Origin of the sequence: Kluyvera georgiana (assembly GCF_050990895.1) — a bacterium.
In the GTDB taxonomy this organism is placed as follows: domain Bacteria; phylum Pseudomonadota; class Gammaproteobacteria; order Enterobacterales; family Enterobacteriaceae; genus Kluyvera; species Kluyvera georgiana.
This window is the reverse complement of record NZ_CP158865.1, coordinates 1943541-1959798: the sequence shown is the minus strand read 5'-3', so window position 1 is coordinate 1959798 and position 16258 is coordinate 1943541. Positions and strand designations below refer to the sequence as shown.

Annotated in this window: 12 protein-coding genes; 3 read left to right on the top strand and 9 right to left on the bottom strand. The window is 54.6% G+C overall.

The window, feature by feature from the left end; all coding sequences use genetic code 11:
* Nucleotides 1-3: 3 nt before the first annotated feature.
* Both ABTW00_RS09295 and ABTW00_RS09290 read left to right on the top strand, forming a co-directional pair.
* Nucleotides 4-2493: a fimbria/pilus outer membrane usher protein gene (locus ABTW00_RS09295; RefSeq protein ID WP_433640341.1), complete on the top strand. Its 2490-nt coding sequence runs from the start codon at nucleotides 4-6 to the stop codon at nucleotides 2491-2493.
* A gap of 3 nt (nucleotides 2494-2496) precedes the next feature.
* Nucleotides 2497-3639 (top strand): fimbrial protein, encoded by a 1143-nt coding sequence (locus tag ABTW00_RS09290; protein ID WP_433640339.1) that lies wholly within the window; start codon nucleotides 2497-2499, stop codon nucleotides 3637-3639.
* Nucleotides 3640-3723: 84 nt separating this feature from the next.
* On the opposite strand, the gene cheZ is transcribed toward ABTW00_RS09290, so the two are convergent.
* The 6 genes from cheZ to tar are packed head-to-tail and all read right to left on the bottom strand — an operon-like array spanning nucleotide 3724 to nucleotide 10026.
* On the bottom strand, nucleotides 3724-4368 hold the full coding sequence (gene cheZ, locus ABTW00_RS09285; RefSeq protein ID WP_163449515.1) for a protein phosphatase CheZ: 645 nt from the start codon (nucleotides 4366-4368) through the stop codon (nucleotides 3724-3726).
* 10 nt (nucleotides 4369-4378) lie between these two features.
* On the bottom strand, nucleotides 4379-4768 hold the full coding sequence (gene cheY / locus ABTW00_RS09280) for a chemotaxis response regulator CheY (RefSeq protein ID WP_064544650.1): 390 nt from the start codon (nucleotides 4766-4768) through the stop codon (nucleotides 4379-4381).
* A 16-nt stretch (nucleotides 4769-4784) separates the two neighbouring features.
* Nucleotides 4785-5834 (bottom strand): protein-glutamate methylesterase/protein-glutamine glutaminase, encoded by a 1050-nt coding sequence (locus ABTW00_RS09275; protein ID WP_064544649.1) that lies wholly within the window; start codon nucleotides 5832-5834, stop codon nucleotides 4785-4787.
* Entirely contained in the window at nucleotides 5831-6697 is an 867-nt protein-coding gene (cheR, locus tag ABTW00_RS09270) for a protein-glutamate O-methyltransferase CheR (protein ID WP_433640336.1), read from the bottom strand. The genes ABTW00_RS09275 and cheR overlap by 4 nt, the downstream gene beginning before the upstream one ends.
* A gap of 23 nt (nucleotides 6698-6720) precedes the next feature.
* Nucleotides 6721-8325, bottom strand: coding sequence for a methyl-accepting chemotaxis protein (locus ABTW00_RS09265; RefSeq protein ID WP_433640334.1), 1605 nt, complete (start codon nucleotides 8323-8325; stop codon nucleotides 6721-6723).
* A gap of 39 nt (nucleotides 8326-8364) precedes the next feature.
* Nucleotides 8365-10026: a methyl-accepting chemotaxis protein II gene (tar, locus tag ABTW00_RS09260; RefSeq protein WP_433640332.1), complete on the bottom strand. Its 1662-nt coding sequence runs from the start codon at nucleotides 10024-10026 to the stop codon at nucleotides 8365-8367.
* Between the two features lie 275 nt (nucleotides 10027-10301).
* Here tar and ABTW00_RS09255 point away from each other — a divergent pair, with 275 nt between their 5' ends.
* Nucleotides 10302-11564, top strand: coding sequence for a dicarboxylate/amino acid:cation symporter (locus ABTW00_RS09255; protein WP_064544642.1), 1263 nt, complete (start codon nucleotides 10302-10304; stop codon nucleotides 11562-11564).
* A 178-nt stretch (nucleotides 11565-11742) separates the two neighbouring features.
* On the opposite strand, the gene ABTW00_RS09250 is transcribed toward ABTW00_RS09255, so the two are convergent.
* The 3 genes from ABTW00_RS09250 to cheA form a co-directional block, all read right to left on the bottom strand.
* Entirely contained in the window at nucleotides 11743-13029 is a 1287-nt protein-coding gene (locus ABTW00_RS09250) for a porin (protein ID WP_433640329.1), read from the bottom strand.
* 671 nt (nucleotides 13030-13700) lie between these two features.
* Nucleotides 13701-14204 (bottom strand): chemotaxis protein CheW, encoded by a 504-nt coding sequence (cheW, locus tag ABTW00_RS09245; RefSeq protein ID WP_065357835.1) that lies wholly within the window; start codon nucleotides 14202-14204, stop codon nucleotides 13701-13703.
* A gap of 23 nt (nucleotides 14205-14227) precedes the next feature.
* Nucleotides 14228-16258 carry a chemotaxis protein CheA gene (gene cheA, locus ABTW00_RS09240; RefSeq protein WP_433640327.1) on the bottom strand — a complete coding sequence of 677 codons (2031 nt, stop codon included), beginning with the start codon at nucleotides 16256-16258 and terminating at the stop codon, nucleotides 14228-14230.

Sequence of the window (16258 nt, the reverse complement as noted above, 5' to 3'; positions counted from 1 at the left end):
TCATTGCTTATACGCAGACTGGTCGGCATCGCATTTGTTTTTTCGACTCAGGTACTGGCGAAAGAATACACCTTCTCCGCCTCCTCGCTGGAAGGTAACGGGCTCTCGCAGCAGGAGATCGACCTCTCTCTTTTTTCTCGCGAAAACGCGCAGATGCCCGGAACCTGGCCCTCCCGATTGAAGCTCAATAAAACGGAGTTGGATGAGCAGTCGATCACCTACATCAGCGGCGAAAACGGCGAACTTCAGGCACAAATTACGCCCGCCATGCTGCGCCAGTGGGGCATTAAAGTTGACGATTATCCTGAGCTTGCAACAGCGCCTGCGGATACGCCTCTTGCTGAACCGCTGGGTCATTACATACCGCAAGCTTCGTCAACGCTGGATTTTTCGTCAATGACGCTAAAAATAAGCATGCCGCAGGCCGCGATATCAAGCCAGGCAAGAGATGGCATCGCCCCTTCCCTCTGGGATGACGGCGTTCCCGTGTTGTTTACGGATTACAGCTATTCCGGATCCCGGACCAGCGACGAACATAACAATACGTCTGAGAGCCAGTACCTCAACCTGCGCAGCGGTCTTAACCTCGGGGGATGGCGCCTGCGAAACTATTCTACCTGGAGCAAATCTGAAAATACCCACGCCTGGGAGACCATCAACACCTATCTCCAGCACGATATTGATTTCCTGCGCAGTCAGTTTACCGTCGGCGAAAACAGCACTCGTGGCGATGTCTTTGACAGCATACAGTACACCGGCGTCAATCTCGCCTCCGATGACGAAATGCTGCCCTATAGCCAGCGCGGCTACGCGCCAATTATCCGCGGGGTCGCCAGCTCGAATGCTGAAGTGTCCGTTCGGCAAAATGGCTATCTCATCTACCAGCAAAACGTCGCGCCCGGCGCGTTTGAAATTACCGATCTCTATTCCACCACCAACAGCGGCGACCTTGAGGTGACGGTGAAAGAGGCCGATGGCAGCGAACACCATTTCACCCAGCCCTATTCCAGCACCGCGGTTATGCTGCGCCCTGGCCGGATAAAGTACGAAGCCACCGCCGCACGCTATCGCGCCGCCAGCGGCAGCAGCGAAAAAGAGCCTGAATTCGCGCAGGCAAGCATGATTTACGGCTTGAATAATAGCGCGACATTATTTGGCGGCATCACCGCCTCGGAGGATTACCAGGCATTGAATGCCGGTATCGGTATCGCGCTGGGCGATTTTGGCGCGCTCTCCGCCGATGTCACCACCGCCAAAGCGACGCTGGATAATCATCACACCAGCACCGGCCAGTCATACCGTCTGCTCTATTCCGGAAAGATTGAAACCACAGATACCAACTTTACCCTCGCCAGCTATCGCTACTCGACTCAGGGTTACTACAGCTTTGCCGATGCCAATAAGAAATATGACGGTAGCGAAGATGACTGGATGTTCCGCTATAACAAACGCAATCGAATCCAGGCCAGTATCAGCCAAACGCTGCTCGGTAGCAGCATTTATCTGAACGGCTACCAGCAGGACTACTGGGGCACTTCGGACACGGAACGCAGCCTCTCTGCCGGGATAAATACCACGATTAAGGGGATTAGCTATCACCTGACATACACCTACAGTAAAACCAGCGATGGGCCAGACGATCGGATGATAGCCTTTGGTTTGAGTATTCCGCTAAGCCGCTGGTTACCCAATGCGTGGTCCAGCTATAACGTGAGCAACAGTAAACGGGGTTACACGCGCCATAACATAGGCTTAAACGGCACGCTGCTTGACGATCGGCGCCTGAGCTATTCTTTGCAACAGAGCCGCAGCAACCATGATGCTGATGATACCAGCAGCCTGTACGGCAGCTATCGTTCACGGTACGCCAATCTCAATGCGGGCTATTACACTTCCTCAAACGATTCGCAGCAGTTCAGCATCGGCGCTAGCGGAGCGATAGTCGCCCATCCTCACGGCGTCACGCTGTCTCAACCGCTGGGCGATCAGTTTGCGATTGTCTCGGCGCAGGGCGCGCAGGGCATCCGTTTCCAGAACCAGCGCGGGATACGCACCGACTGGCAGGGAAATGCGGTGATTCCGTCCCTCAGTGCGTATCAAAAGAACGCTATTCGTATTGATACCACCAGCCTGCCGGATGATGTTGATACCGACGCCACCGCCGTCACCGTCATTCCAACCCGCAGCGCGGCAGTGGCGGCAAACTTTATTGCTCACGTCGGTTATCGCGCCATGCTCCAGCTTTCAGGCATAAAAGGATTAGCCATTCCTTTCGGCGCGATGGTTTCCGTCGATAACGCGTCGATTTCCGGCATCGTCGATGACACCGGTACCGTCTACCTGGCGGGCGTTCCCCGCCAATTCTCGATAACCGTAAAATGGGGTAAAGCGCCCGAACAACAATGTCATGCCGCCGTAGCCCTGCCTGAACCCGAACACGCCGCTAATCTGGCGGGCATCCTTTTCGCCCAAGTCGCCTGTAAACAGGAATGAAATATGCGTCACTTTTTTACGGTCATTTTAGCTTCAATTCTCTTCCTGGTGCCGGGGGTAACTCTGGCAGCAGTAACCGTGTTAACCAATTGCTTTGACTCAGCAGCAGACTATTCCGTGTCGTATGACCATGAACTCAGCAGCAGCGAAAACAAGGCAACCTATTCTTATCGGGCGAGCAGCGACATGCCTGGAAGCGGACCAGAGATCGAAGCTAACTGCTCCTGCCCTGCTAACATCGCTTCATCATCAACGGTTTATGAATATAATTTTGCCGGTAGCCCGCTTGCGGCTGGCGTTAGCGGATACGGCGTGTTGACAGACAAATTGGATATCCAGGCGACAGGTTTTAATGACGCTATTGATAACCCTGATGGGACCGGTTTAAGCCCAATCAATATCACGGAATATCCCACGTCAATCGGTAGCATGCTCACTCAAAAAGCTTACCAAAAACAGACCGAAGGATCTGCCGATGTCTGTAGCGACGAAACGCGACCAACCGGCGGCGCAACGGTGAAGCGTAAGTTCAAATTGAACATACTTCGCTTTTCTTTGTATGTAAAAAAACCGATTATTGGTGAGGAAATCATCAACCCTACGCTGGTTGTTCAAGGCTACGCCTGTTTATATATAGGCGGCGGTTCTTGTGAGAGTACCGATGCGCAGCTGGTCTCCAATATCTGGCTCAGCGGCAAAATTACCGCGCCGCTCAGCTGCACCATTAATGCCGGTAGCACCATTGAAGTGGATCTGGGGACGCTCAACCGCAATCAGTTCGTCACCCCGGGCGCCACGCCGCAAAACTATACCCTCCGGGATGTCGATATTTCCTACCACTGCGACGGGCTGACCGCCGATGACAATGACAAAATCAAGCTGACCTTAACCGCCGATCAGGGCGTCGTCGACGGCAGCCAATCCTATATCGCCAGGCTGATCGACAGAGACGATCTTGGCGTCAGAATGTTTGACGTCAACAACCAGAACGTGGTGCTGGATGGCTCCATCGATTTCCCGGTATCTCTGGATGAACAAGGTAACGGCGTCATTCGCATGAAAGCGGCGCCGGTCAGCACCACGGCCAGTAAACCGGCGCCCGGCAGTTTCGAAGGCAATATGACGGTGAAGATGGATTTACGTTAAGCGCCCTGCCCCCGCAGGGGAGTCAGGGATGGCCCGGCGGCACAATGCAGACCGGGCCGACAACTGTAGGCTGTGGGATGAAACTCAGAATCCCAAACTGTCCAACAGGTCGTCTACCTGATCCTGGCTGGCGACCACGCCCGCTTTCGAGGTATCAACCTGCGGCCCGTTGAGCAGACTGTCATTCTCACGTTTTGGACGCGAGCCTTGATCCGGGATGTTCTCCAGTAGCACCATCAGCAGCTGACGCTCAATCTCCTGGATTACATCCATCATGCGCTTGATAACCTGGCCGGTGAGGTCCTGGAAATCTTGCGCCATCATGATTTCAAGCAGTTGCGCATTGGTAAAGCTGGTATGTCCGGGCACATCGCCAAGATATTTACGCGTATCGCTCACCAATTCGCGGGCGTCAGCCAGCTCAATCGGATTTTCAAACCATGCATCCCAGCGTTGAGTCAGCGCTTTCGCGCCTTTTTCCATTTCATCCTGATGCGGCTGAGAGGCTTCAACACTGTTGAGCGCGCGTTCAGCAGCCTGCGCGGTCATCTGCACCACGTAATCGAGACGGTCACGCGCATCGGGAATCGCCTCCGCCGCCTCCGCAATGGCCTGATCCAGCCCCAGTTCACGCAGGCTATCGCGCAGCATACGGGTCAGATTGCCAATGCGGCTAATAATATCCGCGGCGGAATGTTCATCGCCGGGCTTGATGGAAGAATGCATCATGACTGTCACCTCACATGCCCAGTTTCTCGAAGATTTTGTTCAGCTTCTCTTCCAGCGTCGCGGCGGTAAACGGTTTCACCACGTAGCCGCTGGCTCCGGCCTGCGCGGCAGCAATGATGTTCTCTTTCTTCGCTTCCGCGGTCACCATCAGCACCGGCATCGCCGCCATTCCGCCGTCAGCACGAATGGTTTTCAGCAGTTCCAGCCCGTCCATGTTCGGCATGTTCCAGTCGGAAATCACAAATCCAAACCCGCCCGCTTGCAGTTTATTCAGCGCATCAACGCCGTCTTCTGCTTCTTCAACGTTGTTAAACCCCAGCTCTTTTAACAGGTTGCGCACGATGCGACGCATGGTGGAAAAGTCATCCACAACCAAAAACTTAAGCTCTTTATCCGCCATAAAATAATTCTCCTGATCAAATACGTATTGCCTGTCCGGCACTGATTTTCGCCAGCATCTGCTGGCTTACCTGGCTAAGATCGACCACTTCGCTGACGCCACCGGTATTGATGGCCTCACGCGGCATGCCGAACACCACACAACTGGCTTCATTCTGCGCAATGGTCCAGGCACCGGCCTGGTACATCGCATGCATCCCAGCCGCACCGTCGTTGCCCATGCCGGTGAGGATCACCCCCACGGCGTTGCGCCCCGCGTGCTTCGCAACCGAATGAAACAGCACATCAACCGACGGGCGATGGCGATTAACCGGCGGCCCGTCGTGAATTTTGATTTGATAGTTTGCTCCGCTGCGCGCCAGCTCCATATGCTTGTCGCCCGGCGCAATGTAGGCGTGGCCCGGCAGTACGCGCTCGCCGTCTTCCGCTTCTTTCACCGTAATCTGGCAAAGCTTGTTGAGCCGTTCGGCAAACGAACGGGTAAAGCCCGGCGGCATATGCTGGGTAATCAGCAGCGCGGGGCTGGAGAGCGGCAACGGCTGCAGCACGTGGCGAATCGCCTCGGTGCCGCCGGTAGAGGCACCGATAGCGATCAGCTTCTCAGAGCTGAGCAGCGGCCCTGCTTTTAGCGTCACGGGGGCTGCGAGTGGCTTGTGCGCGCTAATCCGGGCGCGGGAGGCGGCCCGTACCTTGTCGGCAATGGTTTCGCTGTAGGCCAGCATGCCTTCACGAATCCCCAGCTGTGGCTTGGTGACAAAGTCCACCGCGCCAAGCTCCAGCGCACGCAACGTCACCTCCGACCCTTTCCCGGTCAGCGAGGAGACCATCACCACCGGCATCGGCCGCAAGCGCATCAGTTTCTCGAGAAAATCGAGGCCGTCCATGCGCGGCATTTCAACGTCCAGCGTCAGCACGTCCGGATTGAATTTTTTAATCAGATCCCGAGCCACCAGCGGATCCGGTGCGGTAGCCACCATCTCCATATCGTCGTGGCTGTTAATAATCTCCGTCATGATCTGGCGCATCAGCGCCGAATCATCTACCGACAAGACTCTGATTTTACTCATGCTCTTCCCTTACTTAGCGCATAGACCGTCTGTCCGCGCAGGCTGAACTCACGGGCAAGATGGCTAAAGTTTTCCGAATGCCCGGCAAACAGCAGCCCGTCGGGTTTCAGCAGGGGCACAAAGCGCTTGAGGATCTCCTGCTGCGTTGTTTTATCGAAATAAATCATTACGTTACGGCAGAAAATTGCGTCAAATGGCCCGGGAACGTTGTAGTGCGTATTCAGCAGGTTCAGCGTGGTGAAATCCACGTAGTTCGCCAGCTCGTTACGCACCCGTACCAGCCCCTCGTGCGGGCCGGTTCCGCGCATAAAATAGCGCTGCAGCTGCTGCTGCGAGAGCGTTTTCAGCTCCTCCATGCGATAAATACCGTTTTGCGCTTTTTCCAGTACTTCGGTGTCAATATCGCTGGCAAACACCTTCCAGCGACCCGGCGCGGTGCCCAGGGTATCGGCCAGAGTAATGGCGATGGAGTACGGCTCTTCCCCCGTCGACGCGGCGGCGCTCCAGACCCGATATTCCCCCTGCCGACGCGCAGCATGCTCCGCCAGCGTCGGGAAATGGTGCGCCTCGCGGAAGAACGCCGTCAGGTTGGTGGTCAGCGAATTGATAAACGCCTGCCACTCGGCGCTGTCTCCGTTGGCCTCCAGCAGGCTGAGATAGTGACCAAAATCATCCAGATTCAATGCCCGCAGGCGTCGAACCAGACGGTTGTAAACCATGTCACGCTTGTGATCCGCCAGCACGATCCCGGCGCGCTGGTAGATCAGTTGACAGATCCGACGAAACTGCGCGTCGGTAAGCGTCAGGCGCTGCGTCAGCTGGCTCAGTAATTGCGATTGCCCATTTGGCAGAGATACAGTCATAGCGCCTTCTTACATCACATCATTCAGGAAACAGCAGGTACTGCGGCCAGCGAGACGTTTTCACGCTCGGCGGCCACCTTCACTTCTTCGAGTTCAAACACAGAAACCACGGAGGTTAAGCGATCGGCCTGCCCTGCCAACTGTTCAGTGGCGGCCGCTCCTTCTTCCACCAGCGCGGCGTTCTGTTGCGTCACCTGGTCCATCTGGCTGACGGCCAGCGCGACCTGTTCAATGCCCCGGCGCTGTTCGTCCGAGGCGGAGGCGATTTCCCCCATGATGTCGTTTACTCGGGTGACCGACTGGACTATCTCGCTCATGGTGCTGGCCGAGGTTTCGACCAGCGCCGATCCTTCCTGTACGCGGGCCACCGACTCTTCGATCAGCACTTTGATCTCTTTTGCCGCCTGGGCGCTGCGGCTGGCGAGGTTACGCACTTCACCGGCCACCACCGCAAACCCGCGCCCCTGCTCGCCCGCACGTGCCGCTTCCACGGCGGCGTTCAGCGCCAGGATGTTGGTCTGGAAGGCAATGCCGTCAATGACGCTGATAATGTCGCTGATTTTCTTCGAACTGGTGGCGATATTGTGCATGGTCTGCGCAACATGGTTGGCCTGCTCGCCCCCGCGTTTAGCGGTGTCCGCCGCGCCGTGGGCCAGATGAGAAGCCTGGCGCGCGTTGTCGGCGTTCTGGCTGACGGTCGCCGTTAACTGTTCCATGCTCGCCGCGGTTTGCGCCAACGATGCCGCCTGTTGTTCCGTACGGGAAGAGAGGTCGTTGTTGCCAGCGGCAATTTCTGAGATCCCGGTGTGCATCGCGAAACTCCCCTGACGCACTTCGCCTACCGTTTTACGCAGAGATTGCTGCATCGACTTCAGTCCGGCGAAAATGGCGCTGATTTCATTTTTACCGTACACCGCAATTGGCCGCGCCAGATTGCCTTTGGCAATGCTGTCAAAATGGCTGCTGATAATGGCCAGCGGTTTGACCACCATATGGCGCACCCACCACAATGCAACGAGGGTGATCGCCACGGAGATAATCACCATCGCGATAAACATCATCGTGGAGCGCGCATAATCGTCCTGGCTTTCGCTTTTCGCCGCCGCCACATAGCGCTCAATATTCTTGCGCCAGCTTTCATAGTTGGCATCGAACTGGTCCTGCGTTTTCTGCACCGGCGCAGCGACATATTCAGAGAGCTGATTGTTTTCCAGCCAGGCGACCTGATGCGCCAGCATCTCGTGCCAGGTGGTAAAACTTTTCGCCGTCTGCTCTTGCAACGCCTTATCGCTCTCGCTCATCAGTTGCAGCGCCATAAAGCCCTGAAACAGCGCTTCGCCTTGCGAAAGGTTCTGCTTCACGTCGTCAACCATGGCGTGCACTTCATTAGGTGGATAGCTCAGCGCCGCCAGCGTACCGGCTTTATTAAGCATGGTGCTGGCCTGCAGCATGGCGGCACGTGATTCCGTGAGCGTGCTTAGCTGCTGGCTGCTCTGATCCACCCGATAAATATTGTTTTGTCCGTCGCGAAACGCCCAAAAAGAGAGTCCGTTACTGCCAATCTGCAAAATGCCGCAGAGAATCAAAATCAGAAACAACGTGGTAGAGATTCGAATACGATAAAGCATCACCACACTCCTGGAGGCGGCCCTTGACCGCAGATAAAATTAAAAGGTTTCCCAGTTAGAATCAGAGGTTCGATTGGCGGCGGAAGCCTGGCGAGGTATCGCCAACGTTGCCGCCGCCGGTACTGATGTCGTCGCTCTATTTCCTGAGGCGACGTTCAATCGGAATGCCGCAACCGCCTGGTTCAGGCGTTCGGCTTGTTCTTCCAGCGCGGCGGCGGCAGAGGCGGACTCTTCCACCAGCGAGGCGTTTTGCTGGGTGACGCTGTCCATCTCCGCAACGGCGATGGCGACCTGATCGATACCCCGACTCTGTTCGTCAGAAGCCGAGGCGATTTCCCCCATAATGTCGGTGACGCGGGTCACGGCATTGACGATATCGGTCATCGTTTCACCCGCCGTCTCAACCTGCACGGAGCCGGTTTCTACGCGTGCAACGGAGTCTTCAATCAGCGCTTTAATCTCTTTTGCGGCCTGAGCGCTGCGGCTGGCCAGGTTACGCACTTCGCCAGCCACCACCGCAAATCCCCGCCCCTGCTCCCCGGCACGCGCGGCTTCCACGGCGGCGTTCAGCGCCAGAATGTTGGTCTGGAACGCAATGCCGTCAATGACGCCGGTAATATCGGAAATTTTCTGCGAGCTGGCGGCAATCTCGTGCATGGTATTCACCACGCCGTTCACCACGCTGCCGCCATGTTGCGCGGTGTCAGATGCGCGTTGCGCCAGCTGTGACGCCTGACGCGCGTTTTCGGCATTCTGCTTCACCGTTGCGGTCAGCTGCTCCATGCTGGCCGCCGTCTCTTCCAGCGACGCCGACTGCTGTTCGGTGCGTGCGGACAGATCGTTATTGCCGGCGGCAATTTCGCTGGTGCCGTGATAGATAGCTTCCGCGCCTTCCCGGACGTGTGTCACGGTATCAATCAGCGCGCTTTGCATATGGGTGACCGTATCGGCCAGTTCGGTAATTTCGTTACGCCCGCGCAGGGTCAGGCGCTGAGTTAAATCTCCGGCGGCAATCTGGCGAATGTGCGCCATCACGGAGGCCAGCGGCTTAAGCAGAATCGCGCGGATGCCAAACCAGGCGCCGACCACCACAATCACCAGCACTACCGCCAGTATCGCCAGCTGCCAGCGGGCAATCTGGTAGTCGCTGCTGCTGGTGGTAAAGGCGCGCTGATAGAGCGCTTCACTTTGCGTGGCGTACTGATTCATCGCCTCGCCCATGGCGTTCTGCATGCCTTGCGTCGGCTGGGCAAAATAAGCGTCCATATTACCGCCTTCCAGGAACCCCACCAGTTCCTGTAACGCCGCGGAATAGTTTTGATAGGTCTTTGTGATCTGGGCGCTGGCGTCGTTCATCGCCGGCTGCGAGGGCAGTTCGCTAAAGCGCGCAAAGTGTTCTGCCGCCTGGGTTAGCGTGGTGCGTGCATTTTTCAGCAATTCCGTTTTGGCGCTGCTTTGCTGGTTAGCGGTGTCCATCATCATCCGCGCCGAAGAACGGCTCAGGTTGATGCGGGTTTGCAGCAGCAGATCCCACGCTTTGGTGAGTTCGGCCTGTTGCGTGCGAAGCGTGTTAGATTGCGCAAAGCTCTGTTGGTTTTGATGCAGTGAGGAGAACAAAAAGCCTCCGGAGACCAACTGCAAAAGTGCGAAGACGACCAGCACCAACATCAGCAGCGTGACAACGCGGATACGGTTTAACATACAGCACCTTCTCAATGACGTGTTATTCGCTGTTATCGGCATCCCAAAAAGAAACTTTATGTGCGGGCGGGGTAAAAATCGTAAGCGTTCTCGGGCAGCAAAACGGCTGTGGACGTGAGCGACTGAATCACAACGCTTTTTATAAAATATAAAAAAAAGTTGTAAATCCCCTCACTTTCATACAATTTATGTGGTGAATAAATTGATGGTATTTAATAACTAAAAAATCATTTTTTCATCGCAGGGCTTTTTCGTAATCTGACGGGGTATTTTTTGTGGCAAACGCAAATAAGCTCACGATTTTTATCGTGATTTTCATGCTGGCGGGGATTCTCACCGGCGCAATGATCCATTCCTATGCATCAGCAACCACCATCGAAGTGTGGTCTGGTAACATCACTCTTCTGACGGATATATTCCTCCGGCTAATCAAAATGGTCATCGCACCGTTGGTGTTCAGCACCTTAACGGTCGGGATCATGAAGCTGGGTGAAACCTCGACGATTGGCCGCGTCGGCGGTAAAGCGATGGTGTGGTTTATCAGCTCTTCGGTGCTGTCGATTCTGGTGGGCCTGTTTATCGTCACCCTGCAACAGCCGGGGGCGGGTCTGAATCTGACCGTGCCAAAAGACGCGGTTGATACCGGTCTGGCGGTCAGCGGCATGAGTCTGAAGGGCTTCCTTTCACATACCATCCCGACCAGCATCGTCGGCGCGATGGCGAATAACGAAATTCTGCAGATTGTGGTCTTCTCGATGTTCTTCGGCATCGGCGGGGCTTCACTGGGACAGAAATTCAACGCGCCGTTGGTGGCCGCGCTGGATGTGGTCTCGCATATCATGCTGAAAGTCACCGGCTACGTGATGTACGTTGCGCCGCTGGCCATTTTTGCCGCTATCTCTTCGGTCATCGCCACCGAAGGGCTGGGGATCCTGCTAAACTACGCTTCATTCATCGGCGGCTACTACCTGGCGATTCTGCTGACCTGCTGCGTGCTGGTAGCCATCGGCTACATGGTGCTGAAAAAAGAAGTCTTCCGCCTGCTCAGCATGCTCAAAGATCCGGTGCTGGTCGCGTTTACCACCAGCAGCTCCGAAGCAGCCTATCCGAAAACGCTTGAACAGCTGACCCAATTCGGCTGCTCACGCAATATCGTCTCCTTCGTCTTGCCGATTGGTTACTCCTTTAACCTCGTCGGCTCAATGGTGTACTGCTCTTTTGCGTCGATGTTTATCGCACAGGCCTACAATATTCATTTGGGCTTCTCCGAAATTGCGGTACTGATGCTGACGCTGATGCTGGCATCCAAAGGGATTGCCGGGGTGCCTCGTTCGGCGCTGGTGGTGCTGGCGGCGACCATTCCGAGCTTTAATATTCCGGTTGCGGGTATCCTGCTGCTGATGGGCATTGACCACTTCCTCGATATGGGCCGTTCAGCTATTAACGTACTGGGTAACGGGGTCGCAACGGCGATGCTGTCGCAGAACGAGGGCGAGCTGGCGCAGGAAGAACCCGAAGTCGTACAGCAGAATATGTAAACGCCAGGCCGACACAAAAGAAAAGCCAGACCTCAGGGTCTGGCTAAATAGAAAATAAACCTGCCATTCTCGCCGCGAAGCACTCCCCCTCCCCACAGCGATATCAACACAGTAGTAACAAGAGCAAATGAAAAGTACGGCCCCCACCCCACTGGCATAAGATGGGGGTTTACAGCATTTAGATAAAGATACGCAGGCCTACCGCAGCCAGGTGATCGGAGACGTTATAAGAGTCATCGGTATTGCCGCTGGCTTTCTCATAGCCGTATTCGATATAGGTGACGGCGTTTTTACCTAACCAGTAGTCAGTACCCAGCGTGGTGGACTGGAAATGCTGTCCGTCCATCGCATCGCCGCCTTCGGTCCAGTCAAAGTTAGCGTAAATGCTCCACTCCGGCGTAATTTTGAACTGAGAAGCATATTCCAGGCCCAGGATAGTTTCCTGATCGTCGGTGGCGTTGCTGGTGCCGCTGACCGCCGCGTGAACATCGTCAACTTTGTTGATGTAGTAAGTCGCCTGCGCGGCGTTATACCAGGTAAAGCCGTCGAAGTTGGCGGTGTACTTGGCGTTTAAGCCCATCGAGTAGGTGTTACCATCGTAAGACGGGCCGGTGACGTTGGTGACCGGTACGGTACCCATTGGGTTATCATTCTGGTCGTAATAGGTCATGTTGGTCGTCGTGGTACCCTGGTTAACCGTATAGTTGTTGTACGCTGCCGCACCGGAGACAGAGAAGCCATTGTCAAAGCGATACTGCGCCGCCAGCGCCGCGCCGCCGTGAACGGTGGCAGAACCGTCATGGTAGGCGTCGTGCATATCCGGGCCGTCGCCATAACCGCTACCGAAGCCAATTTTATCCACGTCATCATTACCCTGGCCCATGACGCCGACGGTAAATTCTTTGGTGTTGTAGTAATAGATAGCCGCTGAGTTAATAATATCCGTCGACATCCCGGCGGTATCGTGTTTCGCCTTACCACCGTAGGCATAAGTGGTATCAATACCCAGCCCCCAATCCGTTGGCGCATACTGTTTACCAAACGTTATCACGCCATATTCATCATTACCCAACCCGGCATAGGCCTGACGGGTATAGACATCATTACCCTGATCGTCGGTGGCGGAATCCAGACCGTGAATACCGGTTTCGTAATAACCTACTGCATAATAACCTTTGTCATTAATTTTCTGGCGTAATGCGACACCCAGACGTGAGTCATTATTCTGAATATTATGTTCTACGCTATGCGCGGAATCGTCCTTCGCATACAAACGTACGGAACCCATAATCGAGACCGCCGTATCATCGCTTTTATAGACCATTTCCCCTTTGGTTTGCGTCGCCGTGTACGCCGGAGAGGCAAAGTCGCCGCTGCTTGCCAGAGCACAAGTCGGAGCACCTACCGCTGCAGTAATAGCCAGAGCGATAATAGAGGGTTTAATCATTACTTTTTTTACGCGCATAGAAGTCCCTTAACCTAATATTTAAGTTCGTTTTTTTGACTGCTTTAATTTAGTAAGACGGGAAAACAAATTATTTCCACGAGCAAATATTAATGACAGAACGATTTTATTTTCCATGCGTAAAAATAAAAAATAAGAGAGCGATCACTAAGAATTATTTCCTTTCACCCCTTCACATATTGTTTTAAAACTCACGAAAACAGTTATTATTTAATTCAAATTATTAGCAATTTACTTATTTTTTGAAATAAAGTGTTTCTTAATATTTAAATTAAACCATTGAGATTTAACTAAGCAACATTAATGAATGTTAAAAACAGCATTTATCATGCTTATTTTTAACACGTTTTTATCATAGCAGACTAATTTATCGAATAATTCGGCAGGTTAAAGATTAACAATCTTTATTTAAAATAAATGCACGTTGCCCCTTCTCGATTAGCCTATATACACAATAAATTGATTGAATAAATACATTCAATTGAGTGATGTGTTTTTCAGAATAACAGAAAAGGAGGGGCAAAAATGGAAAAATAAAGGGATAGAAAATGTTATCTCTGCACGCTGTTATCGCACACTTTTTTCATTATCTTATTTTAATAAAAACGAATTTGCGTTAGCCGCTATTTATAATTCAGGCCCGACGTCGTATGCCGCCGGGCCTTTTCTCATCATGCCGCGTGGTTAGCTGCGCTATCCAGCAGGGCCATCTCTTCACTATTCAGCAGCTTTTCGATGTTGACCAGAATCAGCATCCGGTCACCCAATGCGCCAAGCCCGGTGAGATATTCCGTAGACAGCGTGACGGCAAACTCTGGCGCCGGACGAATCTGCTCTGCCGCCAGCGACAAGACGTCGGAGACCCCGTCCACCACGATCCCGACGACGCGCTGACCCAGGTTCAGTACGATCACCACCGTATTATCGTTGTACTCGACATCTTGCTGACTGAACTTCACCCTCAGATCGACAATCGGCACGATCACGCCGCGCAGATTGGTGACACCTTTAATAAAGGACGGCGTGTTGGCAATGCGCGTAACCTGATCGTAGCCCCGAATTTCCTGCACCTTCAGAATATCGATACCGTACTCTTCGTTGCCCAGGGTAAATACCAGAAATTCCTGTCCTGTCGGTTCTCCCGCCAGCTTTGTTACATTCGTCATACCGGTCATGTTTTCTACCTTTTTTCTGCGTTTCAGGCGGCTGTGTTCGCCAGACGTTTATCACGATTCAGTCCCTGCAGGGCGGAGACGTCAACAATCAGCGCGACGCTACCGTCGCCAAGAATGGTCGCCGCCGAGATGCCCGGCACTTTGCGATAGTTGCTTTCGAGGTTTTTCACCACCACCTGGTGCTGGCCAATCAACTGATCGACCAATAGCGCATAGCGTCGACCGGCGCTTTGCAGGATGACGACAATGCCCTGCGTAGCCTCGGTTTTCGCGCCCTGTACATCGAAAGCTTTCCACAGTTCCACCAGCGGCAGATATTCGCCGCGAACTTCCAGTACGCGCTCGCCGCCCGCCAACGGATGCAGATCTTCTTCACGCGGCTGCAAAGATTCCATCACCGCGTTGAGCGGCAGAATAAAGACCTCTTCGCTGACCTTCACCGACATACCATCAAGAATCGCCAGCGTCAGCGGCAGCAGAATGCGGATCGTCGTCCCCGCGCCCTGCTTCGACTGAATTTCAACGTGGCCGCCCATCTCCTGAATATTTCGTTTTACCACGTCCATCCCCACGCCGCGCCCGGAAACATCGGTTACCTGTTCGGCGGTGGAGAAACCCGGTGCGAAGATCAGCATGCCGACCTCTTCATCGGTCATGCTTTCGCTGACGGCCATCCCCTGCGACAGCGCTTTTGCCAGAATGCGTTCACGGTTCAGGCCTGCGCCATCGTCGGTCACTTCAATACAGATATTGCCCCCCTGATGCTCTGCGGAGAGAATCAGGTTACCCACGGCAGATTTTCCTGCCGCCAGACGCGTTTCCGGCAGTTCGATACCGTGATCGAGGCTGTTGCGCACCAGGTGAGTTAACGGATCGATAATGCGTTCAATCAGGCTTTTATCCAGCTCAGTGGAGCTGCCCATCAGCGTCAGCTCTACCTGCTTACCGAGCTTACCCGCCAGATCGCGCACCAGACGCGGGAAGCGGCTAAAGACATACTCCATCGGCATCATTCGGATAGACATCACGGACTCCTGCAGGTCGCGCGCGTTGCGCTGGAGCTGCCCCATGCTGGTAATCAGGTCGCCGTGCGAGACCGGATCCAGCGCGTTGGAACGCTGGGCCAGCATTGACTGAGTGATGACCAGCTCGCCAACCAGGTTAATCAACTGATCGACCTTCTCAACCGCCACGCGGATACTGGTCGATTCACTGCTGCGCGCCGCGGGCTTTTCGCGTTCTACGCGGGGCGCCGTCTGGCTTGCGGCGGCTACCGGCGCCCCTGGCGCGACAACCGGCAGCTCCACGATCTCTTCGGCTTCGGCTATTTCCACGACCTTAGGCTCTGTCGCTGCGGCAACGGTGGTGAAGGCTATCTGGTCTGCCTCGATAACGAAACACAGCACGGCGACGATATCGTCCTGATCCACGCTACTGTCGAGCACCGCGGTTAGGCTATCGGCCGTTTTGTTGACCTGGGTCAGCGTCGCCAGATTGCCCAGCTCCTCTTCCAGCATATCGGGTTCACCGGGCTTCAGGCGCGACAGCGTGATCTGGATTTTGCCGGCGGCTGCGGTATCGATCGCTACCGTCTCGGCCTGCTGACTGTTGTCGACCACGCTCAGGCGGGCGCTTGCGGCCACCGGTGGGACGCTTTCGCCTTTCGCCTCCAGCGCCAGTTGGCGCAGAGCGTTGCAGATATATTCGAAGCTGGCAGCATCCGGTTCGCTGGAGCTTTTATAGGCGTCGAGCTGTTCCTGCATAATATCTTTGGTTTCCAAAAACAGGTTGATAATATCGGTGTTGAGCTTCATCTCCCCGCGGCGTGCCTCATCCAGCAGGTTCTCCATCAGATGCGTCGTTTCCTGCAGCACGGTGAAGCCGAAAGTGCCCGCCCCGCCCTTGATCGAGTGCGCCGCGCGGAAGATCGCGTTCAACTGTTCAGCGTCAGGGTCATCCACCGCCAGATCCAGCAGATGCTGTTCCATATCGGCCAACAGCTCGTCGGCCTCATCAAAAAATGTTTGATAAAAATCGCTGATATCCATGCTCAC

Excerpts from the sequence above, each read along its gene's own strand:
- ABTW00_RS09290 (WP_433640339.1), top strand. The coding sequence starts at position 2,497 with ATGCGTCACTTTTTTACGGTCATTTTAGCTTCAATTCTCTTCCTGGTG.
- cheZ (WP_163449515.1), bottom strand. The coding sequence starts at position 4,368 with ATGATGCATTCTTCCATCAAGCCCGGCGATGAACATTCCGCCGCGGAT.
- cheY (WP_064544650.1), bottom strand. The coding sequence starts at position 4,768 with ATGGCGGATAAAGAGCTTAAGTTTTTGGTTGTGGATGACTTTTCCACC.
- ABTW00_RS09275 (WP_064544649.1), bottom strand. The coding sequence starts at position 5,834 with ATGAGTAAAATCAGAGTCTTGTCGGTAGATGATTCGGCGCTGATGCGC.
- cheR (WP_433640336.1), bottom strand. The coding sequence starts at position 6,697 with ATGACTGTATCTCTGCCAAATGGGCAATCGCAATTACTGAGCCAGCTG.
- ABTW00_RS09265 (WP_433640334.1), bottom strand. The coding sequence starts at position 8,325 with ATGCTTTATCGTATTCGAATCTCTACCACGTTGTTTCTGATTTTGATT.
- tar (WP_433640332.1), bottom strand. The coding sequence starts at position 10,026 with ATGTTAAACCGTATCCGCGTTGTCACGCTGCTGATGTTGGTGCTGGTC.
- ABTW00_RS09250 (WP_433640329.1), bottom strand. The coding sequence starts at position 13,029 with ATGCGCGTAAAAAAAGTAATGATTAAACCCTCTATTATCGCTCTGGCT.
- cheW (WP_065357835.1), bottom strand. The coding sequence starts at position 14,204 with ATGACCGGTATGACGAATGTAACAAAGCTGGCGGGAGAACCGACAGGA.